This window comes from Kitasatospora sp. NPDC053308 (assembly GCF_055585785.1).
On sequence record NZ_JBVJJY010000003.1, the window covers coordinates 38184 to 63255 of the forward strand.

The 25072-nt window shown below is 73.8% G+C and carries 19 protein-coding genes; 17 read left to right on the top strand and 2 right to left on the bottom strand.

Annotation, left to right across the window (positions count from 1 at the left end; all coding sequences use genetic code 11):
* The first annotated feature begins 231 nt into the window (after positions 1-231).
* From ACZ6Y7_RS08240 to ACZ6Y7_RS08265, 6 genes are all read left to right on the top strand, one after another.
* Positions 232-1257 (top strand): beta-ribofuranosylaminobenzene 5'-phosphate synthase family protein, encoded by a 1026-nt coding sequence (locus ACZ6Y7_RS08240; RefSeq protein ID WP_465757044.1) that lies wholly within the window; start codon positions 232-234, stop codon positions 1255-1257.
* A gap of 68 nt (positions 1258-1325) precedes the next feature.
* The gene (gene purB, locus ACZ6Y7_RS08245) at positions 1326-2750 is read left to right on the top strand and encodes an adenylosuccinate lyase (RefSeq protein WP_465757045.1); all 1425 of its coding nucleotides are present in this window, start codon (positions 1326-1328) and stop codon (positions 2748-2750) included.
* Between the two features lie 121 nt (positions 2751-2871).
* Entirely contained in the window at positions 2872-4488 is a 1617-nt protein-coding gene (locus tag ACZ6Y7_RS08250; RefSeq protein ID WP_465757046.1) for an FAD-dependent oxidoreductase, read from the top strand.
* Complete coding sequence (locus ACZ6Y7_RS08255) at positions 4485-5609, top strand: NAD(P)/FAD-dependent oxidoreductase (RefSeq protein WP_465757047.1); 1125 nt, start codon at positions 4485-4487, stop codon at positions 5607-5609. The genes ACZ6Y7_RS08250 and ACZ6Y7_RS08255 overlap by 4 nt, the downstream gene beginning before the upstream one ends.
* Before the next feature lie 25 nt (positions 5610-5634).
* Positions 5635-6825, top strand: a complete 1191-nt coding sequence (locus tag ACZ6Y7_RS08260; RefSeq protein ID WP_465757048.1) for an amidohydrolase family protein — start codon at positions 5635-5637, stop codon at positions 6823-6825.
* Positions 6826-6921: 96 nt separating this feature from the next.
* Positions 6922-7485, top strand: a complete 564-nt coding sequence (locus ACZ6Y7_RS08265) for an NUDIX hydrolase (RefSeq protein ID WP_465757049.1) — start codon at positions 6922-6924, stop codon at positions 7483-7485.
* Positions 7486-7552: 67 nt separating this feature from the next.
* On the opposite strand, the gene ACZ6Y7_RS08270 is transcribed toward ACZ6Y7_RS08265, so the two are convergent.
* The gene (locus ACZ6Y7_RS08270) at positions 7553-9490 is read right to left on the bottom strand and encodes an alpha/beta hydrolase family protein (RefSeq protein WP_465757050.1); all 1938 of its coding nucleotides are present in this window, start codon (positions 9488-9490) and stop codon (positions 7553-7555) included.
* A gap of 866 nt (positions 9491-10356) precedes the next feature.
* On the opposite strand from ACZ6Y7_RS08270, the gene ACZ6Y7_RS08275 reads away from it, so the two are divergent.
* The 11 genes from ACZ6Y7_RS08275 (at position 10357) to ACZ6Y7_RS08325 (ending at position 23761) form a co-directional block, all read left to right on the top strand.
* Complete coding sequence (locus tag ACZ6Y7_RS08275; protein ID WP_465757051.1) at positions 10357-11589, top strand: ATP-grasp domain-containing protein; 1233 nt, start codon at positions 10357-10359, stop codon at positions 11587-11589.
* Positions 11590-11635: 46 nt separating this feature from the next.
* Positions 11636-12790, top strand: coding sequence for a saccharopine dehydrogenase family protein (locus tag ACZ6Y7_RS08280; protein WP_465757052.1), 1155 nt, complete (start codon positions 11636-11638; stop codon positions 12788-12790).
* Between the two features lie 32 nt (positions 12791-12822).
* Complete coding sequence (locus ACZ6Y7_RS08285) at positions 12823-14154, top strand: lysine N(6)-hydroxylase/L-ornithine N(5)-oxygenase family protein (RefSeq protein WP_465757053.1); 1332 nt, start codon at positions 12823-12825, stop codon at positions 14152-14154.
* 111 nt (positions 14155-14265) lie between these two features.
* Entirely contained in the window at positions 14266-16290 is a 2025-nt protein-coding gene (locus tag ACZ6Y7_RS08290) for a class I tRNA ligase family protein (RefSeq protein WP_465757054.1), read from the top strand.
* Between the two features lie 122 nt (positions 16291-16412).
* Entirely contained in the window at positions 16413-17681 is a 1269-nt protein-coding gene (locus ACZ6Y7_RS08295; RefSeq protein ID WP_465757055.1) for an aspartate aminotransferase family protein, read from the top strand.
* A gap of 82 nt (positions 17682-17763) precedes the next feature.
* Complete coding sequence (locus ACZ6Y7_RS08300) at positions 17764-18396, top strand: sigma-70 family RNA polymerase sigma factor (RefSeq protein WP_465757056.1); 633 nt, start codon at positions 17764-17766, stop codon at positions 18394-18396.
* A 46-nt stretch (positions 18397-18442) separates the two neighbouring features.
* Positions 18443-19444 (top strand): hydroxyacid dehydrogenase, encoded by a 1002-nt coding sequence (locus ACZ6Y7_RS08305; protein ID WP_465757057.1) that lies wholly within the window; start codon positions 18443-18445, stop codon positions 19442-19444.
* A 35-nt stretch (positions 19445-19479) separates the two neighbouring features.
* Positions 19480-20751, top strand: a complete 1272-nt coding sequence (locus ACZ6Y7_RS08310) for an adenylosuccinate synthase (RefSeq protein WP_465757058.1) — start codon at positions 19480-19482, stop codon at positions 20749-20751.
* A 40-nt stretch (positions 20752-20791) separates the two neighbouring features.
* On the top strand, positions 20792-21382 hold the full coding sequence (locus ACZ6Y7_RS08315) for a hypothetical protein (protein WP_465757059.1): 591 nt from the start codon (positions 20792-20794) through the stop codon (positions 21380-21382).
* Positions 21379-22407, top strand: coding sequence for an LLM class flavin-dependent oxidoreductase (locus ACZ6Y7_RS08320; protein WP_465757060.1), 1029 nt, complete (start codon positions 21379-21381; stop codon positions 22405-22407). Before ACZ6Y7_RS08315 ends, ACZ6Y7_RS08320 begins: the two co-directional genes overlap by 4 nt.
* Before the next feature lie 4 nt (positions 22408-22411).
* The gene (locus tag ACZ6Y7_RS08325; protein ID WP_465757061.1) at positions 22412-23761 is read left to right on the top strand and encodes an NtaA/DmoA family FMN-dependent monooxygenase; all 1350 of its coding nucleotides are present in this window, start codon (positions 22412-22414) and stop codon (positions 23759-23761) included.
* Between the two features lie 94 nt (positions 23762-23855).
* On the opposite strand, the gene ACZ6Y7_RS08330 is transcribed toward ACZ6Y7_RS08325, so the two are convergent.
* Positions 23856-25064, bottom strand: coding sequence for an MFS transporter (locus tag ACZ6Y7_RS08330; RefSeq protein WP_465757062.1), 1209 nt, complete (start codon positions 25062-25064; stop codon positions 23856-23858).
* Positions 25065-25072: the final 8 nt, after the last annotated feature.

The window sequence follows — 25072 nt, forward strand, 5'->3', positions numbered from 1 at the left end:
TCCGACCGAATACGGTGATTGACGGTGCGTCCGGAACCGGTCCAAGATTGCCTCGCCGCGGGCCCCGCAGCCGATTCCGGTCATCGAGGGGCGTGACGCGCCGACGACCGGCGGCAGGACGGGCGGAGGCGACCGGCCTCCCCCCGAATCCAGCGACCCCCGGACCCCGTGTTCCGCGTGCGGACCTGGCGCGCCCGTGACCGTGATCGACGATCAATCGGAGGTCTGACCATGGCACTTGACCGACCCGACCGAAGCGGCGCCGTCCGGGTGTCCGCTCCGGCCCGGCTGAGCTTCACCCTGATCAGCCTCGACGGCAGTTCGCTGCGCCGCAACGGCATCGCCGCGATGGCCGTCGACCGGCCCGGCCTGACCGCCGAGGTGCGGGAGGCCGCGGACGGGATCGTCGCGGTGACCGGCACCGCCGAGGAGACGGAACGCGAACTGACCGCCGCCGTGGAGACCCTGCGCAAGCTGTGGGACGGCCCGGCCGCCCGGGTCGACGTCCTCGAAGCGCTGCCCCAGCACAGCGGTTTCGGCTCCAAGACCAGCACGCTGCTGGCCGTCGGCCAGGCCTACGGCCGGCTGTGCGGGGTGGAGCCGGACCAGCGGGAGCTGGCCCGCGTCCTCGGCCGCGGCCGGACCTCGGGCGCCAGCACCGGACTGTCCACGTACGGCGGCTTCCTGGTCGACGGCGGTCACGTCAACCCGCCGGACTTCGCCGAGCAGCCGCAGAAGTACCTGCGGCCGAGCCGCTTCGCCCAGCAGGTGGCGCCGCCGAAACCCGTGGTGCGGCTGGACTTCCCGGACTGGCCGATCCTGGTGATGCTCACCCACGGCCGCCACCTGGGCGGCCAGGAGGAGCTGGACTGGTTCCACTCGGTCACGCCGATCCCGGCCGAGGAGTCCTGGCGCACCTCCCACCTGGTGTTCATGGGGCTCGCCCCGGCCGTCCTGGAACAGGACTTCGACGCGTTCTGCGCGGCGGTCAACGAGATCACCTTCACCGGCCACTTCAAGCAGGCGCAGATCGCCTTCCAGGGCGAGGCGGTGGCGAGCGTGCTGGAGGCCGGCCGGGCCGCCCCGTCGGTGGACGCGATCGCGCTCAGCGTCACCGGCCCGGCCTGCTTCGCCTTCACCCGGCGCCCGCAGGACGCCGAGCGGTGGGCCTGGGACCTGAAGAACCGGGGCCTGATCCGGAGCTTCTGGTTCACCCGGGCCAACAACCGGGGCCTGATCACCACCGAGGTCTCCTGACCCGGAACCCCACCGGAGCGCACCGTGCGGAAGACCGCGCGGACGACACCCCATCCGAAAGCAGGGCAATGAAGACCGACATCCCCGACGTCCTGGCCGCCCGCTACGCCTCGCCCGAGCTCGTCGAACTCTGGTCGGCCGAGCACAAGATCCTCCTGGAGCGCCGGCTGTGGCTGGCCGTGCTGCGCGCCCAGCGCGACCTCGGCGTGGCCGTCCCGGAGGGCGTGGTGGCCGACTACGAGAAGGTCCTCGACCGGATCGACCACGCCTCCATCGAGGCGCGGGAGCGGGTCACCCGGCACGACGTGAAGGCCCGGATCGAGGAGTTCAACGCCCTGGCCGGGCACGAGCACATCCACAAGGGGATGACCTCCCGGGACCTCACCGAGAACGTCGAGCAGCTGCAGATCCGGGAGAGCCTGCTGCTGGTGCGCGGCCGCTGCGTCGCACTGCTGACCCGGCTGGGGGCGTTGGCAGCCGAGCACGCCGAGCTGGTGATGGCCGGCCGCTCGCACAACGTGGCCGCCCAGGCCACCACGCTGGGCAAGCGCTTCGCGACCGTGGCGGACGAGGTGCTGGCCGCCCTGGTGCGGCTGGAGGAGCTGATCGAGCGCTACCCGATGCGCGGCATCAAGGGCCCGATGGGGACGGCCCAGGACATGCTGGACCTGCTCGGCGGGGACCGCGCCCGGCTGGTCGAGCTGGAGGACCGGGTGGCCGACCACCTCGGGTTCGCGCACCGGCTCACCAGCGTCGGCCAGGTCTACCCGCGCTCGCTCGACTACGAGGTGCTGAGCCTGCTGGTGCAGCTGGCGGCCGGCCCGTCCTCGCTGGCCAAGTCGATCCGGCTGATGGCCGGCGACGAGCTGGTGACCGAGGGCTTCGCGGAGGGGCAGGTCGGCTCCTCGGCGATGCCGCACAAGATGAACTCCCGTTCCTGCGAGCGGATCAACGGCCTGATGATCGTGCTGCGCGGCTTCGCCTCGATGGCCGCCGAGCTGTCCGGCGACCAGTGGAACGAGGGCGACGTGTCCTGCTCGGTGGTGCGCCGGGTCGCGCTGCCGGACGCCTTCTTCGCCTTCGACGGGATGCTGGAGACGCTGCTGACCGTGCTGGACGAGTTCGGCGTCTTCCCGTCGATGGTCGGTGCCGAACTGGAACGCTACTTGCCGTTCCTGGGCACCACCAAGATCCTGATGGCGGCGGTGCGCGCGGGCGTCGGCCGGGAGACCGCGCACGAGATCATCAAGGAGCACGCCGTCGGCGCCGCCCTGGACATGCGCTCGGAGGGCGGGGACAACCACCTGATGGCCCGGCTCGCCGCGGACGAGCGCCTGCCGCTGGACCGCGCCCGGTTGGACGCCCTGCTGGCCGACCGGATCGGCTTCACCGGCGCCGCCACCGACCAGGTCGCGGCCGTGGTGGCCCGGATCGAGGAACTCGCCGCCCGCCACCCGGAGTGGTCCGGCTACCGGCCCGCCCCGCTGCTGTAGGGCCGGCCCGGAGGATCTCGCCGGGCGCGCGGCGCCGGGCAGGATCCGCCGCACGGGCCCGACCCCGTGCCCGAGCCCGATCGACTCCTGAGCCCGCTCGACCCCTGAGGATTGGACTGCCGTGCGAAAGGTTGAAACCGACTCCCTGGTGATCGGATCCGGCGGCGCCGGACTGCTGGCGGCCTGCCGCGCCGCCGACGCCGGGCACCGGGTGCTGGTCCTCGAACGCACCTCGGTGCTGGGCGGCACCACCGCCGTGTCCGGCGGCATGGTCTGGGTGCCCGCCAGCTCCGTGATGCGCGAGCACGGCATGCCCGACTCCGCCGAGGACGCCCTGCGCTACCTGGAACTCGTCACCGAGGGCGAGGTCGAGCGGTGGCGGCTCGAGCAGTACGTCGAGGTGGCGCCGCAGGTGGTCGACTACCTGCACGCCGAGACGCCCGTCCGGCTGTTCCCCATCGACCGGCCCGACTACCACTCGGACTGGCACGGCGCCCGGGACGTCGGGCGCACCCTCGACAACGTGCCGTTCCCGACCGCCGACCGGCCCGGCCTGCTGGAGCGGATCAGGAAGGGCAGCCACTTCGACGCCGTCACCTACGACGAGCGGCACCGCTGGCAGATCCCCGGGCGCTACGACCACGAGCTGGTCGCCCGTCGCAAGGCCGAGGGCGTCGTCACGGTGGGCGCCGCGCTGGTGGCCGGGCTGGTGGCGGCCTGTGACGACCGCGGGGTGGCCTTCGAGACCGCGGCGCGCGCCACCGAGCTGCTGGTCGAGGACGGCCGGGTGGTCGGCGTCCGGGCCGAGACCCCGGACGGCCCGGTCGAGTACCGGGCACGGGCCGGTGTGGTGCTGGCCACCGGCGGCTTCGAGTGGAACGAGCGCCTCAAGCAGGCCCACCTCGGGCTGGCCGGGACGCGCCCGGTCAGCCCGCCGTGGAACCACGGCGACGGCCTGCTGATGGCGACCGTTCTCGGGGCGGCGCTCGGCACCATGTCCCAGGCCTGGTGGGTGCCCGCGGTGTCCGGCCGGGGCGAGGAGTACGACGGGGTGCCGATGTCCCGGCACCTGGTCGGCGAGCGCTGCCTGCCCGGCTCGATCATGGTCAATCGGCACGGTCGGCGCTTCGTCAACGAGGCCGTCAACTACAACGACGTCACCAAGGCCTTCCTGGCCTTCGACCCCACCCGGCACGAGCGCCCCAACCTGCCCGCCTGGCTGGTCTTCGACGAGGCGTTCCGCCGCAGCTACCCGATCGCCGGCGCGCAGCCGGGCGGCCCGGTGCCCGACTGGTACACCAGTGCCGACACCCCCGCCGAACTGGCACGGCTGATCGGGGTGGACGAGCAGGGCCTGACCGAGACCCTGGCCGCCTTCAACCCGGACGCCGTCCGCGGCGTCGACACCGCCTTCGGCCGCGGCGCCACCAGCCACGACCGCTACTACGGCGACCCGCTGCACGAGCCCAACCCCTGTCTGGCACCGCTGGTCGAGCCGCCGTTCCACGCCGTCCGGGTCGAACCGGGCATGCTCGGCACCAAGGGCGGCCTGGTCACCGACGAGCGCGGCCGGGTGCTGCGGCACGACGACACGCCCATCCCCGGGCTGTACGCCTGCGGGAACGTCACCTCGCCGGTGATGGGTCCGGGCTACCCGGGCTCCGGCGGCACCCTCGGGCCCGCCCTGGTCGGCGGCTACCTGTGCGGGACCGCGCTCGGCAAGGAGGAGCAGCGGTGACCAGGATCGTCGTCGTCGGTGCCGGATCGATCGGCAGCTGCGTGGCCCTGCGCCTGGCCGAACAGGGCGCCGAGGTCCTGCTGGTGGACGCCCGGGAGCCCGCCGAGGGGCTCTCCGCCCACGGCTTCGGCTGGGTCAACGCGGTCGACAACGGGTTCGACCCCTACTACCGGCTCTCGGCCGAGGGCCTGCGCGCCCACGAGCGGCTGGCCGCCGCGACCGACGGCGAGCCCTGGTTCTTCCGGAACGGAAACCTGCACTGGGCCGACAGCGCGGACGGGGCCCGGCGGCTCGCCGACGTCGCCGCCGGCTACCGGGCCAAGGGCTACCCGGTCGAGGAGCTGGACGCCGAGCGGGCCCTGCGCGAACTCCAGCCGGGCCTGGCGCTCGACGGCCTGCACGGGCCGCTGCTGTACTACCCGGACGACGCCCACGTGGTCAGCGACCGGCTGATCTCGGCCGTCCAGGACCGGGCCAGGGCGGTGGGCGTCCGGCTGCGGACCGGGGACGCCGTCACCGGGCTGCTCGGCACCGACCGGGTGCGCGGCGTCCGGCTGGCCTCCGGCGAGCGGATCGAGGCGGACGCCGTGGTCAGCTGCGCCGGGCGCGGCACGCGGGACCTGCTCGGCCACGCCGGCGCGGATGTGCCGCTGGTGGAGCCGGGGGACGGCTCCGGGGTCACCGTGCGGGGGCTGCTGGTGCGGACCTCCCCGGTGCCCGTCCGGGTGGAGCGGGTGCTGCACGCACCGCACCTGAGCATCCGTCCGCACAGCGGCGGGCGGCTGGTGCTGCACTGTCACGACGTGGACGAGGAGCTGACCGACGAGGGGCAGGCGCCGGCCGCCGCGCAGGAGGTGCTCGCGCGCCTCGCCGAGGTGCTGCCCGGCACGGCCGGGACGGACGTCACGGTCGAGGACGCCTTCGTCGGGGTCCGCCCGATGCCGGCGGACGGGATGAGCGTGCTGGGCTGGGTGCCCGGCGCCGGTTCGCTGTACGTGGTGGTGACCCACAGCGGGCTCACCCTGGCACCGGTGCTCGGGGAGATCGTCGCGCGGGAGGTGCTGGGCGAGCCGTCCGACCTGGCGGCGGCGTTCCGGCCCGAGCGCTTCGCAGCGGTGTGAGACGGGACGAGGAGAGGACTACGGCATGGGCACGTTGGCAGTCACGGGGGCCGGATGCGTGGTCTCCGGCGACCTCACCGCTCCGCTGGTCGACGGCGCGGACACCGTCCTGTGTGTGGACGGCCTCATCACGGCGGTGGGCCGGGCCGCCGACCTGGCGGACGGACTGGCCGCCGCCGACCGGGTCCTGGACGCGGCCGGGGCCACCGTGGCGCCCGGCCTGATCGACTCGCACGGGCACGTCGCCTTCGGCGACTACTCGCCCCGCCAGAAGGCCGTGGACTACCTCGAGGGGTACGTCCACGGCGGTGTCACCCGGAGCATCTCGGCCGGGGAGGTGCACGTCCCCGGGCGCCCGCGCGACCGGGCCGGGGTCAAGGCGCTCGCGGTCGCGGCCCGGGCGTCCTACGACAACTTCCGCCCCGGCGGGATGCGCGTGCACGCCGGCAACGTGCTGCTCGAACCCACCCTGGAGGAAGCCGACTTCGCGGAGCTGGCGAGCTGCGGGGTGTGGCTGGCGAAGTTCGGCTTCGGCGCCTACGAGAAGGCCGTGGACGGCGTCGAGCAGATCCGCTGGGCCAAGGCGTACGGCCTGAAGGTGATGTGCCACGCCGGGGGCGCCAGCGCCGCCGGCTCCGCCTCGCTCGGCGCCGAGGACCTGCTGGCGCTCGACCCGGACATCTGCGGCCACGCCAACGGCGGCCCCACCGCGCTGCCCGACGCCGCCGTGGACCGGCTGCTGGCCGAGAGCCGGATGGCGCTGCAGATCGTCCAGGCCGGGAACCTGCGGGCGGCCCTGCGGATCGTCCGGCGGGCCGTGGAGGAGGACGCGCTGGAGCGGATCGTGCTGGGCTCGGACACCCCCTCGGGCTTCGGGGTGATCCCGCTGGCGGTGCTGAAGACGGTGGTGGAGCTGTCCGCGCTGGGGCCGGTGGAGCCGGCCCGGGTCTGGGCGCTCGCCACCGGCAACGTCGCCGACGTCTGGGGCCTGCCCGCCGGACGGCTGCGGGTGGGCGACGAGGCGGACCTCGTGGTCCTGGACGCCCCCCGGGGCTCGGCGGCGGGCACCGCGCTGGAGGCCCTGGCGATCGGCGACATGCCCGGCGTCTCGGCGGTCGTGACGGCGGGCGAGGTGCGCTTCCTGGCCAGCCGCAACACCCCGCGGGCGAGCCGGCCCGCGGTGCTCACCGAACGTCCCTCCGTGGTCACCGGGTAGGGTGGGTCCGTTCCCCCAGGCGGGACTCGGACAGGCACAACGTCCCGGTCGGGGACGGCCGGTGACGCGGAATCGACGGAACGAGGAGTGCTGAGGATGACGAGCGGGACGCAGACCCCCGGCCTGGCCGAGCTGCTCGGCGGCTACCGGCCCCAGGGCGCGGCCGAGACGGCGGACCACGAGCGGCTGCTGGGCCTGGTCGGCAAGCCCGACGCCTGGGACCGCGCGACCCCGCTGCACTTCACGGCCTCCGCCCTGATCGTCCACCCGGAGACCAAGCGGGTGCTGCTGCGCTGGCACGTCCGCCAGCAGGCCTGGCTGCAGGTCGGCGGCCACGGCGACCCAGGCGAGACGCTGCCGCTGGAGATCGCGCTTCGGGAGGGCAGGGAGGAGACCCACCTGACCGACCTGGTGCCGTGGCCGGACGCCTCCCTGGTGCACCTCACCGTGGTGCCGGTGCCGGCCTCGCCGCGCGAGCCCGCGCACGAGCACGCGGACCTGCGGTTCCTGCTGGCCACCGGGACACCGGAGCAGGCCCGGCCGGAGAACCCGGAGTCGCCGCTGGAGTGGCTCACGGTGGCCGAGGCGCGCGGGCGGACCACCGAGGAGAACTTCCGCGAGACCCTCGACCGGGCCGGCCGGCTGCTCGACACGCTGTGACGCACGGACGGGGCTGAGCCCGCGGACCCCACCCGGGGGCCGCGGGCTCACCGCGTTCACGGCCCGGTCACGCCGGCTCGAATCCCAGCGCCCGCCCGTACAGCGCGAGTTCGGCCTCCAGGCAGCGCACCACGGTGTCCCGGCGGCGGAAGCCGTGGCGCTCCCCGGGGAACAGCAGGTAGGTGTGCGGCAGGCCGGCCCGGACCAGCCGGTCCACCAGCCGGTCCGCCTGGGCCGGCGGGCAGACGGTGTCCAGCTCGCCCTGGAACAGCACCACCGGGACGTTCAGGCCCTGCGCCAGCCGCACCGGCGAGCGCTCCTCGTACGCGGCGCGCCGCTGCGGCCACGGGCCGATCAGGGCGTCCGCGTACCGGGACTCGAAGTCATGGGTGCCGCCGGTGCGCCAGACGACCGGGTCGAGCACCGGGAAGTAGAGACCGGCGGCCCGGTACAGCTCCGGCTCGGCGAGAGCCGACAGGATCGCCGTCCAGCCGCCGGCGCTGGCGCCGCGGATGGCGATCCGGGCCGGGTCCGCCAGGCCCTCGGCGGCCAGGGCGCGCACCACGGTCGCGCAGTCCTGGACGTCCACCTGCCCCCAGCGGCCGCGCAGCCGCTCCCGGTAGGCCCGGCCGAAGCCGCTGGAGCCGCCGTACTGGACGTCCACCACGCCGATGCCCCGGCTGGTGAAGTAGGTGAACTCCTGGTTGCGCACCGGCTGGCTCCGGCTGTTGGGCCCGCCGTGGACGAAGACCAGGTACGGCGGCAGCTCGCCGGCCGGCCCCTCGTACTCCGGGTGGTACGGCGGGTGGACGTAGGCGTGCACCGGGGACTCCGGGCCCTGGAAGGTCCGCACCACCGGAGCGGAGGCGTACTCCTCGTGGACCCGCAGCGGTGCCCGGACCACCTCGGCGGTGCCCCGGGCCGGCTCGACCAGCACCACGGTGCGGCGGTGCTCCGGACCGGCCACCACCGCCGCGATCCGCCGGCCGTCGGTGGCCACCGAGGACCACTCGGTGTACGGGAGGTCGAGGTCGGTCAGCGCGCCGTCCGGCCCGAGCAGGCCGAGCCGGCGCCGGCCGGTGCCGTGGACGGAGGCGACGGTGCCGTCGCGCAGCGGTAGCAGCCAGCGCAGGCCGATCCGCCACGGGGCCTCGCCGAATTCCTCCTCGGCGGGGTGGAGGGTGCGGACGGAGCCGTCCGGGCCCACCTCGTGGACGTTCCACCAGCCCTGCGGATCGGAGACCGCGTACAGCCGTCCCGACCCGTCGACGGCCCAGTCGGCCTGCACCACGGCCTCGCGGGCGCTGCCGAGCAGCCGGACCGGCTCGCCGAGCGTGCCGTCCGGGAGGACGTCGGCGGCCATCAGCTCACTGCCGTCCCAGGGCATGTTCGGGTGGTCCCAGCCCAGCCAGCACACCCGGCCGCCGTCCGGCGAGATCCGTGGTCCCGACAGGAAGGCGTGGGTGGCGGCGAGTTCGCGGACGGCCTTCGGGTCCTCGGCCGCGCCGCCGTCCAGCGGCAGGGCCACCAGGTGGCGTTCGACCTCGGTGCCGGCCTCGTCCAGGACGGTCTCGCGCAGCGACCACACCTCCGTGCCGCGCACCGCGAAGTCGCAGTAGCGCAGCTGGGTGCCGGCCGGCGGCACCGGGCTCAACGGGACGGGCTCCTGCCCGGGGCGCCAGCGGTAGAGCCGCTGGTCGCCGCGGTGGCTGAAGACCACGCCGTGCTCGGCCCGGTCGGACACCGCCGTCCACGGACGGCCGCCGTACTCGATGACACCGCTGCGCACGTCCCAGCCGGGCGGCAGCACCTGGACGGCGGTGCCGCCCGGGCCGCGCCGCATCAGAGCGTTGCGGCCGTTGTCCTCGGGGAGCACCTCCGTCCAGCAGGGGTCGGCTCCCAGGAAGCCGACCCACTCGACGAGGACCCCGCTGCGCACCACGTCGGCGGGGGTGACGGGGGAGGGCCAGGTGCCGTACGGCGCGCTTCGGGCGCGGTCTGACATGCGTTCTCCTCGGCAGTCATGGGGGGCCGGGTCGGACACGGGACCGGGGGCGGGAGGGCGCGGGCGGGCCGACGGAGGCGCACGGACACGACGGAAGTCGCTTGCGCCGCAGACGGGTTCGGTGGTGTCGACGAGGCGGACGGCCGGAACGGGAGGCCACCGGGATCGCCCGTGGTCGGACTGGTCATCCTGCCAGAGGCGGACCGGTCCCGCCCGAGGTCCGGACAACTTCCCGCCGGAAGAAAGGATTCGGCCAGGCGGCACGGCGGGCGAGCCGGACCGGGGCAGCAGCGCACGCCCGGACGCCGCGACCGGGGGCCGCCCGCCGCGGGAACGGAGGCGTCCGCCAACTGCCCCACCGCTGACATCCTTTGACGGCCCACCGGCGCCGGTCCCGCCGGTGCGGCCCCGGGGGTCGACCGGTGGCCGTCGGGGCGGCGGCGCTGACTGGAAGAGACCGGTTGACATGTCTCTGAGGGCAAATCATGCTGGTGGTGAGCCCGAGGGCAGCGTTGTGGACGATGCCCGTGTTACTGGAGAATCCTGGGGCCCGGTCCGGGGCCGGGGCTGCGCGGTGCTACCGAGGCCGCCGACTCGGGATTCCCATCAATCATCCTTCCGTGTGCTTCTCCGCGAACGGTCGCGTGCCACTTGGACGCGACCCGCGGAGTCATGCACGGAACTTCCTGCGAGAGCTTTACCGGGCGGCGGAATGACCCACACGTTCCTGACGGACAACCAGGTTTGGTCGCGAGTCAGGGCGGAGAGGCAATTGAAGGCCTCTCGGGTCATCGTCGAGACTGCTCGGCTTTCTCAATCGGCAAGGAAACGTGGAGGATCCTGTGGCGAAGCGCCATGTTCTTTTCGTGAACCTGCGGAGGATTCAGCGGGAGGGCCTGGAATCCCTTCTCGCGGCCCGTCGCCTCGGATATGGTGTGGTGCTTCTCGGCCGTTCCGTCCCCGAATTCGCGAAGCCGCTCGTGGATGAATTCCGCCAGGTCGACACCTACGACCGGGAGGCGTCCCTGACGGCCGCCAGGGAGCTCGCCAAGAGCTACGACCTGGCCGGCGTCGCCAACTTCACCGAGGTCGACGTCCAGCTGGTCGCGGCCATCGCCGCCGACCTCGGCCTGCGAGGGATGTCCGAGACGGCCGCGCTCCGGGCCCGCAACAAGTACGCGATGAAGGAGGCGCTGCGCCACCTCGGCGGCGTGCTCCCCCGCTTCGCCCGGGTCACCGGCCTGGACGAGCTGCGCACCGCGCTGGACGAGGTCGGGCTGCCGGCCGTCGTCAAGCCCACCGGGGCCTCGGGCTCCAAGGGCATCTTCGAGCTGCGCGAGCAGGCCGACCTCGAACCGGCCATGGCGCGGCTGGCCGGCATCGCCCAGCCGGACTTCGACCCGGTGTTCCGCCAGTTCGGCGCGGAGTTCATCGTCGAGGAGTTCCTGGAGGGCGACGAGCTGAGCGTCGAGGGCTTCGTTTCGGACGGCGAGGTCCACGTCGTCACCGTCACCGACAAGGTGACCAGCGTCCCGTACCACCTGGAGCTGTCGCACAAGGTCCCCAGCGCGTTGCCCGCCGACGCCTGGGCCGAGATCACCGCGACCACCAAGGACATCGTGGCCGGCCTGGGCTTCGACCACTGCGCCTTCCACCTGGAGGCCAAGTGGGGCGAGCGCGGCCTGCGGTTCATCGAGATCGCCGCCCGCCCGGCCGGTGACTACATCGGCTCGCACCTGGTGCCGCTGGCCACCGGCGTCGACTACTTCGAGAACGTCATCCGGGTCGCCACCGGGGACCCGCTGCGGCTGGAGCACGACCGGCGGATCAACGCGGGTCTGCGGTTCGTGCTCGCCGAGCGGGCCGGCCGCTTCGAGGAGGTCGGCGGCCTGCAGGGGCTCTGCGAGCAAGCGGGCGTCGACCACGTCTTCTACGAGGTCCCGGCCGGCACCGAAGTCGCCCTGCCGCCGGAGAACTTCGGCCAGCAGCGGGTCGCCGCGGTGATCGCCCGGCACGTCGACCGGGCCGGGCTGGACGAGCTGCTGGACCGGGTGTCGGCCGAGGCGGTGGCCCGGGTGACCGCGGTCGACGGCGAGTAGGCGCCGTGGCGACCCCAGGGGGCGTCGTGGCGCGGGGACGGCGCTCGTGAGGGCGGCGCTGGTGGGTTGCGGGCAGATGGGCCGGGCCGCCGCGTACGCGTTGGCGACCGGCCCGGACACCACCGAGCTGACGCTGGTCGACCGGGACCGCGATCGGGCCGAGGAAGTGGCCCGGTGGCTGGCCGGGTTCGGCGACCGCCCGGTCCGGGTCGAGACCGATCCGGCCGACGCGCTCGCCGGGCGGGACGCCGTCGCCACGGCACTGCCGTGGGCGGCGACCCGGGCGGTGATCCGCACCGTGGTGCGCACCGACCCGAGGGTGCCGGTGGCCGGCATCACCCGGCCGCCGACCGAGGAGCTCCCCGGCCTCGACGCCTGGTTCCGGGCGGCCGGCGCCACCGTGCTGCTGCCGCTCGGGCTCGAACCGGGCCTCACCGAGCTGCTCGCGGTGCACGTGGCCCAGCGCCTGGACCAGGTCGGGAGGCTGGAGATCTGCTGCGGCGGCGTGCCCCAGCAGCCGCGCGAACCGCTCGGCTACACCGCCTTCTTCGGCGGCGAGAACGACCACCACCTGCCGATCGCCCAGCGCGAGGCGCTGGCCCTGAGCGGTGGCCGGAGGGTGCGGCACGCCCGGTTCTCCGGGGTCGAGACCCGGGACATCGACGGGGTCGGCCGACTGGAGGCCTACCACGACGGCATGGCGCCCTGGCTCGGCGAGCACCCGTTGCTGCACGGGGTCGACTGCACCCAGAAGACCCTGCGCTGGCCCGGCTTCGCCCAGACCGTCTCCGACCTGGCCAGGCTCGGGCTGCTGGCCGAGGACGCCGTGGACGTGGACGGCGTCGAGGTGCCGCCCAAGCGGGTGGTCGAACGGGTGCTGGCCCCGCAGGTGCGCGCCCGCAGCGGCGATCGGGACCTGGTGGTCCTGGAGGTGACCGCGCACGGCCGCCTGGCCGGTGCGCCGGCCAGCCTGCGCAGCACCGTCCTGGACTCCGCGGACGAGACGACCGGCCTCTCCGCGATGGCCCGCACCACCGGGTTCGCGCTGGCCGGGGCGACCGGGCTGCTCGCCGGGCGGTCGGTCACCGGCCCCGGCTGGCACAAGCCGCACCGCACCCTGTCCGCCGAGCAGTTCGACGGACTGATGCGGTCGCTCACCGACCGGGGAGTGACCTGGCTGCCGGCGCACGAGATCGGCTGACCCAGCACGCTAGTGACTACGGGAGAGACAGCATGAGTGAGATGCCGGAGACTTTCGATCTGGTGGGTGTCGGCATAGGTCCCTCGAATCTGAGTCTCGCGGCACTGACGTCGGGGGAACCGGGCCTGTCGAGCGTCTTCGTCGACCACAAGGAGCGGTTCGAGTGGCACCCCGGCCTGATGCTGCCGGACGCCCAGATGCAGGTCCACTTCCTGAAGGACCTGGTCACGCCGGTCGACCCGACCAATCCGTTCTCCTTCCTGGCCTTCCAGGTGGACACCAAGCGGCTCTACCGGCTGCTGGTGACCGGCCGGTCCAAGGTGCCGCGCCGGGAGTTCGAGCAGTACTGCCAATGGGTGGTGTCCGGCCTGGACAACCTGCGCTTCGGCGTACGGGCCGAGAACGTCGAGTGGGACGGCCGCGCCTTCGTCGTCCACACCGGCGACGGTCTGCTGCAGGCCCGCAACCTGGTCGTGGGCACCGGCCTGTCGCCGAGACTGCCGGACAGCCTGCGCGGCCACGACCCGGAGCGGGTCTTCCACACCGACCAACTGCTCCGCCGGCCGCGTGACTTCGCCGGCAAGCGGGTCGCCGTGGTCGGCGGCGGGCAGAGCGGCGCCGAGGTGGTCAACTACCTGCTGGCCGGCGAGGACCGCCGCCCCGCACAGATCATCTGGGGCACCCGGCGGACCAACCTGCTCCCGCTGGACGACAGCCCGTTCGTCGACGAGCTCTACCTGCCGGACTACAGCCACCACTTCTACGGCCTGCCGGAGCACGAGCGCGAGGAGATCGTCCAGCGGCTGCGCCTCACCAGCGACGGCATCTCCATCCCGCTGCTGGAGGACCTCTACCGCCGGCTCTACGACCTGGAACTCCTGGAGGGGCGCGGGCGCAGCTGCCGCATCCTGCTCGACCACACCCTGGAGGACCTCAAGGAGAGCGACGACGGGCTGGTCGTCGGCTGGCGCCCGGCCCGCGGCGGGAAGCCGGTACGGGAGGCGGTGGACATCGTCATCTGCGCCACCGGCTACGAGCACGCCATGCCCGACCTGCTGCTCGGTCTCAAGGACCGGCTCGCGATCAGCGACGGCTTGCCGGTGGTGGGGCCGGACTTCAGCCTCCAGTGGGACGGTCCGGCGGAGAACCGCATCTTCGTCCAGAACGCCGCGCGGCGGGAGTACGGCGTCGCGGACCCCAACCTCAGCCTGCTCGCCTGGCGCAGCGCGGTGATCACCAACAGCCTGCTCGGCCGTCCGCGCTACCACACCGGATCGGTGAGCACGGCCCTGGACTGGGCCTCCTCCGGTCCGCAGGAGGAGGACGACGCGCCCGTCGAACTCGCCCTGCACGCCGGGTACTGAGCGGGCGGCGACCGAGTACCGGACCCGATCGAGCACCGAGCACCGACCGAGCACCAACGACTCCGGGAGAGGAGCCGGGGGCGAGTCCACCCCCACCACACGATGGACATCGTGACCGTTCCACGCACCGTCAACGAGATGAGCCTGCCGGACTTCGTCCGCAGCGTCCAGCCGGCCTGGGCCCAGGACCCCGAACTCCCCGTCAACGTCCGCAGGGTGACCCTGCGGCCCGGCGAGACCACGGCCCCGCACAACCACCACGACATCGAGGTCTGGGTGATCCTCGACGGCAGCGGCGAGGTCACCGCGGACGGCGAGACCGTGCCGGTGACGGCGGGCGACGCGTTGCGCATCCCGCCGCTGGGCGTGCACACCCTGCACAACCCGGCCGAGGACCGGCCGCTGTCCTTCCTCACCTTCTGGTGGGAGGACCTCGCCGCGCTGGACGCCGAGCACGACCGCCGCGCCGCCCGCACCGCGGAGACCGGGAGCCCCGTCCTGCTGCTGCCCTCCTTCCCGACGCCCAACGGCGAACTCCACCTGGGGCACCTGGCCGGGCCGTTCCTCAACGCCGACCTGCTGCGCCGCGGCCTGGTCGCGCGGGGCACCCCGGTGCGGCTGCTGCTGGGCACCGTCGGGCACCAGAGCCAGGTCGCGGCCGCCGCTCGGGAACAGGGGCTGACGTTCTACCAGCTGGCCGAGCGCAACACCGACGCGATCCAGGAGGCGCTGGCCGCCGCCCGGGTCGAGTGGGACGTCTTCGTCCGGCCGTCCTCCCCGCGCTACCCGCAGCTGGCCCTGGAGGTGTTCGAGCGGCTGCGCGCCGACGGGACGGTGACAGCCAAGACCGTCCAGGCCAACTACTGCGCCCCGTGCGGGACCTACCTGTTCGAGGCGTTCGTCGCGGGGGCCTGTCCGCACTGCGGCTCGCGGGACACCGCGGGCATCGAGTGCGAGGCCTGTGCGCTGCCCTTCGCCGACGACGAGCTGGTGGACCCGAGCTGCCGCACCTGCGGCACGCCGGCCGGGCAGCGCGAACTCACCCGCTACTACATGCCGTTGGAGCCGCTGCGGGCCCGGCTGACCAGCTACCTGCGGTCGGTCTCGATGAGCGCCCGGCTGCGGTCCTACGTGGACCGGGTGCTGGCCTCGCCGCTGCCCGACCTGCCGGTCAGCACCGTCGCCACGGACGGCATCCTGCTGCCCGCCGACCCGTCCGGCGCGACCGACGGCCAGCGGATGTACTCGGCCTTCGAACTGGCCGCCCGCTTCCTCACCGCGGTGGACGACCTGGCGGGTCAGCAGGGCCTGTCCGGCTGGGAGGAGTACGCCGAGGCCGAGGCGCCGCGCACGGTGCTGTTCTTCGGCTTCGACAACGCCTTCCTGCGCGCGGTGGTCTTCCCCGCCGTCCTGGGGGCCTTCACCGACAAGCTGGCGCTCGCCGACACCATGGTGTGCAACGAGTTCTACCTGCTCGACGGGCAGAAGTTCTCGACCGGACGCAAGCACGCGATCTGGGGCCGGGACGCCTTCCGCCCGGAGACCAGCGACCAGCTGCGGCTCTACCTCGCCGCCACCAGCCCGGACATCCGGCGCCGGGACTTCGTCGTCGCGGACTACCGGGAGTTCGTCCGCACCGAGCTGCTCGGCGAGTGGGAGGGCTGGCTGGCCTCGGTCGACGGCCGGCTGCGCAAGCACTTCGGCGGCGTGGCGCCGGAGGCGGGCAGCTGGAACGTCGAGGCCGAGCAGTTCTACGGCCGGATCCGCGCGTTCGCCACCCGGCTGGCGAACGCCCTGGAGCCGAAACGTTTCTCCGCCCGCGCCGCCGCGCGCGAACTGCGCGAGTTCGTGGCCGAAGCCCGCCGGTTCACCGAGGTCTGCGAGGACGTCCTCCTGGTGCAGCCGGCCACGGCCACCGCGAGGACCTGCATGGCCCTGGAGCTCGCAGCCGTCCGGGCCCTGGCGGTGGCGGCCGAGCCGCTGCTGCCCGAGCTGGCGGCCCGTCTCGCGCGGCAGCTGGGAGAGAGCGCCCCGGCGCCCGGGGACGCACCCGTGCGGTGGGTCGCGCCCGGCACCGCCGTCGCCCTGACCGGGCCGTACTTCTCCCCTGACACGCCGGCCGGCCCCGCGCACTGACCCGGTCCCCCCGTACCGACCGCTCGCACCCGCCCGGCGCGCCGGCGGCCCGCCGCACCCCGCGCCGAGCGCACCCCTGCCCGATTCCGAAAGCCGTCCAGGCCCGTTCCGAAGGGTTGCCCGTGAACACCGAGAAGTCCGCCGCCCTGTACGCCCGCGCCGTCGAGGTCATGCCCGGCGGCAACAGCCGCACCGCCGTCTACAGCTCGCCCTACCCCGTCTACGTCCGTTCCGGCAGCGGCGCCCGGGTCACCGACGTCGACGGTGTCGAGCGGATCGACTTCCTGAACAACAGCACCACGCTGATCCACGGCCACGCCCACCCCGAGATGGTCGAGGCCATCGCGGCGGCGGTCGGCCACGGCACCAGCTTCGGCATGCCCACCCCGGTGGAGGTCGAGTACGCCGAGGCGCTGTCGGCCCGCAACGAGACCTTCGAACACGTCCGCTTCACCAGCTCCGGCACCGAGGCCGTGATGATGGCCGTCCAGGCCGCCCGCGCCTTCACCGAGCGCCCCAAGATCGCCAAGATCGCCGGCGCCTACCACGGCGCCTACGACGCCGTCGCGGTCAACAACGACGGCTCGGGCAACCTGATCAGCCACGCCGTCACCGGCAACCCCCAGGGCGTCGTCGGCAACACCGTGGTCATCCCGTTCAACGACCCGGAGGGCTCGCTGGAGGTGCTGCGCAAGCACGCCGACGAGCTGGCCTGCGTGCTGATCGACCCGGTGCCGTGGCGGATCGGCCTGCTGCCCGCCAGCAAGGAGTGGCTGGACGCGCTGCGCGAGTTCTGTGACGCCAGCGGCGCGGTGCTGATCTCCGACGAGGTCGGCTCCTACCGGGTCGGCTACCACGGCGCGATGCAGCTGCTCGGCGCCGAGGCCGACATCACCGTCATGGGCAAGGTCATCGCCGCCGGCATGCCGATCGGCGCCGTGGCCGGCCGCCGCCGCTTCATGAGCGTCTTCGACCCGAGCAAGGGCAAGCCCGCCCTGCCGCACTCGGGTTCGTACAACGCCAACCCGGTCAGCATGAGCTCCGGCATCGCCTCGCTGCGCCTGCTCACCCCGGAGGCGCACGAGCGGATCGGCCTGCTCGGCGAGCAGGCCCGGGTCTCGATGCGCGCCGCGCTGGCCGAGGCCGGCCTGGACTGGGAGGTCAACGGCCTCGGCTCGCTGTTCCGCGTCGTCGCCAACAGCGCCCCCGCCGGGTACGACAGCGCGGCCACCGCGATGAAGGCCCTGTACTGGAAGCTGCTGGAGAACGGCATCCACCTCGGCGACAGCGGCCTCGGCTGCATCTCCACCCCGATGGGCGAGGAGGAGGTCGCCGAGTACTCCGCGGCATTCGCCAAGAGCCTGGGCCAAGTCCTGGCCGAGGGCCGCTGACACGAGCCTGAGTCCGGTGCGGGGCCGCGGCCGCGTCCGTGACCGCGGCCCCGCACCGGAACAGCCCTGGGAGGCAGCACCGTTGTCCCGCCCCGTCCAAGAGCGAGAACAAGCACCCGAACAGCAGCACGACGAGCGGTTCGAGAGCCAGCGCCCCCGCCTGATGGCGCTCGCCTACCGGCGGCTCGGATCCGTCGCCGAGGCCGAGGACATCGTCTCCGAGGCGTGGCTGCGCTGGTCCGCCGCGAGGAACGTGGAGAACCACGCCGCGTACCTCGCCACCGTGGTCAGCCGGCTGTGCGCGGACCACCTGAAGTCCGCTCACGCCCGCAAGGTCTCCTACGTCGGCACCCTGGTGCCCGAGGAGGCCCTGCCGAGCACCGTCGAGCCGCACGAACTGGTCGGCGACGAGGACGCGTTGCGCGGCAGGATGACCTGGCTGCTTGAACGCCTCGGCCCGGCCGAACGCGCCGTGCTGCTGCTGCGCCGCGCCTTCGACTACAGCCACCGGGAGATCGCCGACGCGCTCGGGATCAGTGAGGCCTACAGCCGCAAGCTGTACGGCCGGGCCTGTGACCGCCTCGCCGCCGACCGCTCCCGCTTCACCCCCGCGCCCACCGAGCGCACCGAGCTGACCCGGCGGTTCCTGGCCGCCAGCAGGGGCGGCGAGCTCAAGCCGCTGGAGCACCTGCTCGCCGCCGCCATGGCCGCGTGACGCGGCCCCACCCCCCTTCCACCCCCCTGCCTGAGGAGACCCCGCCATGCGACCCACCGTGGTGCTGATCGGCTCGATGTACGCCGCCGAGGCCGAGGAACTGCTGGAGCAGCACGCCGACGTCGTCCGGGTGGACGACCAGGACCGGCCGGCGATCCTCGCCGCCGTCGCCGGGGCGCACGGCATCGTGGCGCGCTACCCCGCCCGGATCGACGCCGAACTGATCGCCGCCGCCCCGAACCTGGTCGCCGTCCTCTCCAGCGGCCGCGGCGTGGACAACATCGACCTGGACGCGGCCACCGCGGCCGGCGTCGTCGTCGCCAACAACCCCGGCCTGGGCGGCAAGCCGGTCTCCGAGCACGCCCTCGGGCTGCTGCTGATGGTCACCCGCGGCCTCACGGCGATCAGCCGGAACGGCATCGAGAAGGCCTGGGACGCCCGCCTGACCACCCACCGGGTCGAGCTGACCGGCAAGACGCTGGGCATCGTCGGCCTCGGCAACGTCGGCGGCTGGATGGCCCGCCGCGCCCACGGCGGCTTCCTGATGCGCGTGCTCGCCTACGACCCCTACGTCTCCGCCGAGAAGATGGCCGAGGTCGGCGCCGAGAAGGTCGAGACGCTGGAGGAGCTGCTCTCCCGCGCCGACTTCGTCACCTGCCACCCGGAGCTCAACGACGAGACCGAGCACATGTTCAACGACAAGACCTTCGCGCAGATGAAGCCCGGCGCCTACTTCATGAACACCTCGCGCGGCCGGGTCGTCGACGGCGCCGCGCTGGCCCGGGCGCTGCGCAGCGGCCACCTCGCCGGCGCGGCCCTGGACGTCTACGAGGAGGAGCCGCTGCCCGCCGACAGCGAGCTGCTGGGAATCGAGAACCTCGTGCTCAGCGCGCACATCGCGGACTTCACCGTGGAGACCAAGCGGGCCCTGGCGCTCTCCGCCGCCACCCAGCTGCTGAGCGCGCTGGAGGGCAAGCAGCCGCCGGCCGTCCTCAACCCGGACGTCTGGGGCCAGGCGGCCGAGCGGCGCCGCGCGCTGCTGGCCTGACCACCGTACCGACGCCGAGCTGAGGGAGTTTCGTCGTGCTGAAGGCAATCGTGGGCCTCAACTGGGGTGACGAGGGCAAGGGAAGAATGGTCGACAACCTCTCCGCCGAGGCCGACTACACGGTTCGCTACCACGGCGGCAGCAACGCCGGTCACACGATCCACACCGACCAGGGGAAGTTCAAGCTGCACAGCCTGCCCAGCAGCGTGCTGCGCCCCACCGTGACCGGCGTGCTGGGCCCCGGCATGACCGTCGACGTCGAGGGCTTCCTCGGAGAGTTCGAGGCGATCCGGGACCAGGACGTGACGGCGGACCGGCTGCTGGTGGCCGACGCCGCCTCGATCTGCTTCCCGTTCCACCGCGACCTCGACGGCGCCGAGGAGGAGCGGCTCTCGGACGGCCGGTACGGCTCGACCCGGCGCGGCATCTCGCCGGCCTACGGCGACCGGGTGATGAAGAAGACCCTGCTGGTGCGGGAGCTCTACGACCGGGAGAACCTGCCCGGTCGCCTCGCCGCCGTACTGGACTGGGCGAACGAGCGGCTGGTGCGGATCTACGGGGCGGCGCCGCTGCGCCTGGAGGAGGTCACCCGCTGGGCCCTGGACGTCGCCGAACGGCTGGAGCCGCACGTGGTCGACGCCACCGAACTGCTCGGCAAGGCGCTGGACGACGGCGCCCGCGTCATCGCCGAGGGCCAGTTGGGCGCGCTGAAGGACCTGTACTTCGGCATCTACCCGTACACCACCTCGTCCACCTGCCTGGCCGGCCACGCGCCGGTGGGCATCGGCGTCCCCTGGGCGCGGGTGGACCGCACCGTCGGCGTGACGAAGGCGTTCTCCTCCTGCGTCGGCGCCGGGCCGTTCGTGACGGAGTTCGACGAGGAGCGCGCTGACCGGCTGCGCCGCCAGTGGGGCGAGTACGGCTCCACCACCAACCGGCCCCGCCGGCTGGGCGCCTTCGACGCGGTGGCCACCCGCTACGGCGTGCGGGTCCAGGGCGCCGACGAGGTGGCCGTCACCAACCTGGACCAGCTCAGCGGAACCGGCGAGCTCGACCTGTGCGTGGCCTACGAGCGGGACGGCCGCACGGTGCGGGAGTTCAGCCCCCGGCCGGCCGAGCTGGCGGCCAGCACCCCGGTGTACGAGACCCTGCCGGGCTGGGACGAGGACATCTCCGGCGTCCGCAGCTACGAGCAACTCCCCTCCGGCGCCCGGCAGTACGTCGAGGCGATCGAGGAACAGCTCGGGGTGCCGGTGCGCCACGTGTCGGTCGGCTCCCACCGCGACGCGCTCATCGAGATCAAGTAGACGACCACTGAAGGACGACCACTCAAGGAGGATCGCTGACATGCTGGCCGTACTCGCGGTGAGCGACAAGCGGAACATCGAGCCGCTGGCCGCCGGACTGCTCCGCCTCGGCTGGAGGGTCGCGGCCACGGAGGGGACGTACCGGCTGCTGCGCGACGCGGGCCACCAGGTCGAGGACATCGCCGACCTGGCCGGCGTCCCGACCCTGCTGGGCGGCCGGGTCAAGACCCTGACCGTGTCCGTGATGGGCGGCATCCTGGCCCGGGAGACCGACTCCGACCTGCGCGAGATGGCGGAGTACGGGATCCCCCGGATCGACCTGGTCTGCAACAACTACTACCTGCTGCCCGAGCCGCGGCCGGGCCTGGAGCCGGCCGACTTCCGGGAGAAGATCGACGTCGGCGGCCCCGCGATGCTGCGCGGGGCGGCGAAGAACTTCGAGCACGTCATCCCGCTCAGCGACCCGGACGACTACGGCGAGGTGCTGAAGCTGCTGGAGGAGGGCGGCGGCCACCCGTCCGCCGTCCCGGCGGAGCGCCGACTGGCGCTGGCCGCCAAGGCGTTCAGGATCAGCGGTGCGTACGATGCCTCGGTGGCGGAGCTGTTCGGGGCGAACGGGGGCCGGTCGTGACCGGACTGGTGCTGGTCTACCAGCTGCCCGAGGAACTGCTCGCCGGGCCGGCCGCCGGGATCGTCGCGGCGGCCGGCCGGGCCGAGGAGGCCGGGGTGCACGCCCTGCTCCTCGGTGACCGCCCGGCCGCCCGGCCCGGCCGGGCGGCCCCGCCCGCCGCGATCGTCGCCAGCTCGCTGCTCGCGGTGCGCACCCGGCGGATCGGCCTGGTGGTGGACGCGGCACCGGCCTACTGCGAGCCGTACAACCTGGCCCGGATGCTCGCCTCGCTGGACCACCTCAGCGCCGGCCGGGCCGGCTGGCGGGTGGTGACCGGCCCCGACCCGGAGGCGGCCGCCAACCACCGCCGGGACGGGTTCGACCCGGCGGACGGCCTGGAGGCCCGTACCGCGGAGTTCCCGCCGCTGCTGCGCGACCTGTGGGACACGTGGGAGGACGGCGCGTTCGTGCACGAGAAGGACACCGGGCGGTTCATCGACCCGGACCGCGTCCACGTGCTCGACTACGAGGGCACGGCGCTGCGGGTGCGCGGGCCGCTGAACCTGGTCCGCCCGCCGCAGGGCCACCCGGTGGTGCTGGCCCCGGCCGACGAGCCGCTGCTCGCCGCCTCGGCGGACGTGCTGGTCGCGGGGGCCCCCGACCGGGCGCAGGCCGCGGAGCGGCCGCTGCTCGGCACCGTCACCCCCTTCGTCGCCGCGACGGCGCGGCGTGCCCGCGAGCTCCACGCGGCCGCGGGCGCCCCGCAGTCGGACGACGGCCACGCCGTGCTGGTCGGCGACCCGGCGGAGGTGGCCGGGCAACTCGCCGCCTGGGCCGACCGCACACCGCTCGACGGCTTTGTGCTGCGCCTTCCGCTGCCGGGCGGCGTCGAGGCGTTCACCGACCTGGTGCTGCCAGAACTGCGGGCGGCGGGGCGCTACTCGGGCACGTCCGGAGCCGGCACCCTGCGCGGACACCTGGGGCTGGCCCGGCCCGCCAACCGGATCGTCGCCCGGCTCACGGCCGCCGGCGCGGAGAGGAGCTGACGACGTGTCCGAGCGAGAACTGCACCTCGGGCTGATGTTCTGGGCGACCGGCACCCACGCCGCCGGGTGGCGCCACCCCGACGCGGCCGCCGACGCCGCCTACGACATCGGCCTCATCCAGGAGGTCAGCCGCGAAGCCGAGCGGGCCAAGTTCGACTTCGTCTTCCTCGGCGACCGACTGGCCAGCGACCCGGCCCTGCAGCACAGCAACCCGGCGCAGATCTCCCGGCTGGAGCCGTACAGCACGGCCATGGCGATCGCCGCCGCCACCAGCCGCATCGGCGTGGTGGTCACCGCCAACCCGACCTACTCCGACCCGTACACCATCGCCCGGCTGCTCGCCTCGCTGGACCACCTCAGCAGCGGGCGCGCGGCCTGGAACCTGGTGACCGGCGCGGACCCCGCGGCGGCCCACAACTTCGGCCGGGACGTCCACTGGGACACCTCCCGCCGCTACGACTGGGCGGAGGAGACCCTCCGGGTCGTCCGCGAGCTGTGGGACTCCGCCCCGGAGGCGGACGGCAGCGGGGCCCGCCGGATCGACCACCGCGGCGAGTTCTTCTCGGTGGACGGCCCGCTGGACGTCGCCCGCCCGCCGCAGGGCCACGTGGTCGTGTTCAACGCCGGCACCTCGGACCGCTCCCGCGAACTCGGCGCCCGCGACGCGGACATCGTGTTCGCCGGACCGCAACCGACGCTGGCCAAGCGCCGGGAGTACTACGCGGACATCAAGGCCAGGGCCGCCCGGTACGGCCGCGCCGACCACGTCGCGGTGCTCCCCGGCCTGACCCCGATCGTCGCGCCCACCACCGAGGAGGCGGTCGCCCTGCACGACCGGCTCAACGCGCTGCTGGTGCTCGACCCGGAGCAGGAGATCGGCGACATCGTGCGCGCGGGCGGCATCGGCGAGGGCCACCGGCGCAACCTCACCTCCGCCTCCGAGGTGTTCGGGGTGGACGTGCGCGGCAACGACCTGGCCGCGGCCGTCCCGGCCGAGACCCTGGCGGCCGTCTCCGAGGAGGGCGCCCGGCGGCTCGCCGAGATCACCCGGCTGACCAGGCGCACCGTCGACGGGCCGGACCGGATCACCTACGGGGACCTCGTCCACGCCACCCCCGCCCAGCTCTCGCACACCGTGGTGGGCAACCCGGAGGAGGTGGCCGACATGATCCAGGACTGGTTCGAGGGAGGCGCCGCCGACGGCTTCAACATCTACCCGGCGTACGTCCCGGGGTCCGTCACGGCGTTCACCGAGCTGGTGGTGCCGGTGCTCCAGCGGCGCGGGCTGTTCCGCAAGGAGTACGGCGGGCGGACCCTGCGCGACCACCTCGGGATGGCCGTCCCGACGCGCTGACGCGCCCGTCCCGCAACGACGGTGGGCCTCCGGAACCCTGGTTCCGGAGGCCCACCGTCGTTGTTCTCGCGGTCGCTGTTCCCGCGGTCGTTCCTCAGAGCTGGGCCGCGTCCGTGGCGGCCGGGGCCGGGGCGGACGCCGGGACGCCGGCGAAGCCCCTGCGGCCGAGGGCCAGGACGGTCAGGGTGACCAGGGCACCCGCGGCGCCGCACAGCGCCGCCCAGTGCTCGTTGGTGTGCGCCAGCACGTTGCCCACGGCCGCCGAGCCCAGCGAGGTGCCGGCCGCGAACAGCGTCACCAGCCAGGCGAAGGCCTCGGTGGTGGTGCCCGGCGGCGCCAACTCGCCCACCAGCACGAAGGTGACGGTCAGCATCGGGGCCAGGAACGCGCCGGTGAGCAGCATCAGCACCATCATGTAGCCCGGCGGCGGCACCAGGACCAGCAGCCCGTACCCGACCACCAGGCCCCCGGCGAACAGCAGTCCGCGGTCGGCGAGCGTGCCCGGCCAGCGGCGCGAGCCGTACACCAGCACACCGGCCAGCGAACCGAAGGCGTTCAGGGCCAGCAGCGAGGGCGCGCCGCCGGGCACGTCCCAGCGCTCCGCGTACGAGACCACCAGCACGTTCAGGGTGCCGATCGCGAAGCCCACCCCGATCAGCGCGCTCAGCAGGGTGACCAGCCGGCCGCTGCGCAGCGGGCCGAGCCAGTCGGTCGAGCGCGCCTCGGCCCGCCACTCCCGGGACGGCCGGGAGCCGGCCACCACCGCGACCCCGAACAGCCCGAGCAGCGCCTGGACGTACAGCGCGGCCGTCGGCGACCAGATCGCGACGCTTCCGGTGACCACCAGGGGGCCCGCGACGAAGACGAGTTCCTGGGCGCTGGAGTCCAGCGCGTAGGCCGACTCCAGCTTCTCGGCGGGGGCGATCACGGGCCAGAGCACCCGCAGGCAGGGCTCCAGCGGGGGCGTCATCGAGCCCGCGAGCACCGCGCCGACCAGCACGGCGGCGGGCTGGTCGGGCGCCAGCGCGATGGCGATGAAGCCCGCCGCCGCGAGCAGCGCGGTCGGCACCAGGACGCGGGTCTGCCCCCAGCGGTCGACCAGCCGGCCGAGCAGCGGCGAGCCGACCGCCGCCGAGATCGCGTAGGAACCGGCCGCGACGCCGACGAAGTCGTACCCCGACCCGGCCTCGCGCAGCGCCAGCGGGATGGTCAGCGCAGCCATGGCCGAGGGCAGCCTCCCCACCCAACTACCCAGCAACAGACGGGTGACGGAAGGGGACCGGAGTAAGACGAGGAAGCTCATGAGCACCA

Coding starts and splice junctions, on each gene's coding strand:
- ACZ6Y7_RS08240 (WP_465757044.1), top strand. CDS start 232: ATGGCACTTGACCGACCCGACCGAAGCGGCGCCGTCCGGGTGTCCGCT.
- purB (WP_465757045.1), top strand. CDS start 1,326: ATGAAGACCGACATCCCCGACGTCCTGGCCGCCCGCTACGCCTCGCCC.
- ACZ6Y7_RS08260 (WP_465757048.1), top strand. CDS start 5,635: ATGGGCACGTTGGCAGTCACGGGGGCCGGATGCGTGGTCTCCGGCGAC.
- ACZ6Y7_RS08265 (WP_465757049.1), top strand. CDS start 6,922: ATGACGAGCGGGACGCAGACCCCCGGCCTGGCCGAGCTGCTCGGCGGC.
- ACZ6Y7_RS08270 (WP_465757050.1), bottom strand. CDS start 9,490: ATGTCAGACCGCGCCCGAAGCGCGCCGTACGGCACCTGGCCCTCCCCC.
- ACZ6Y7_RS08285 (WP_465757053.1), top strand. CDS start 12,823: ATGAGTGAGATGCCGGAGACTTTCGATCTGGTGGGTGTCGGCATAGGT.
- ACZ6Y7_RS08305 (WP_465757057.1), top strand. CDS start 18,443: ATGCGACCCACCGTGGTGCTGATCGGCTCGATGTACGCCGCCGAGGCC.
- ACZ6Y7_RS08315 (WP_465757059.1), top strand. CDS start 20,792: ATGCTGGCCGTACTCGCGGTGAGCGACAAGCGGAACATCGAGCCGCTG.
- ACZ6Y7_RS08330 (WP_465757062.1), bottom strand. CDS start 25,064: ATGAGCTTCCTCGTCTTACTCCGGTCCCCTTCCGTCACCCGTCTGTTG.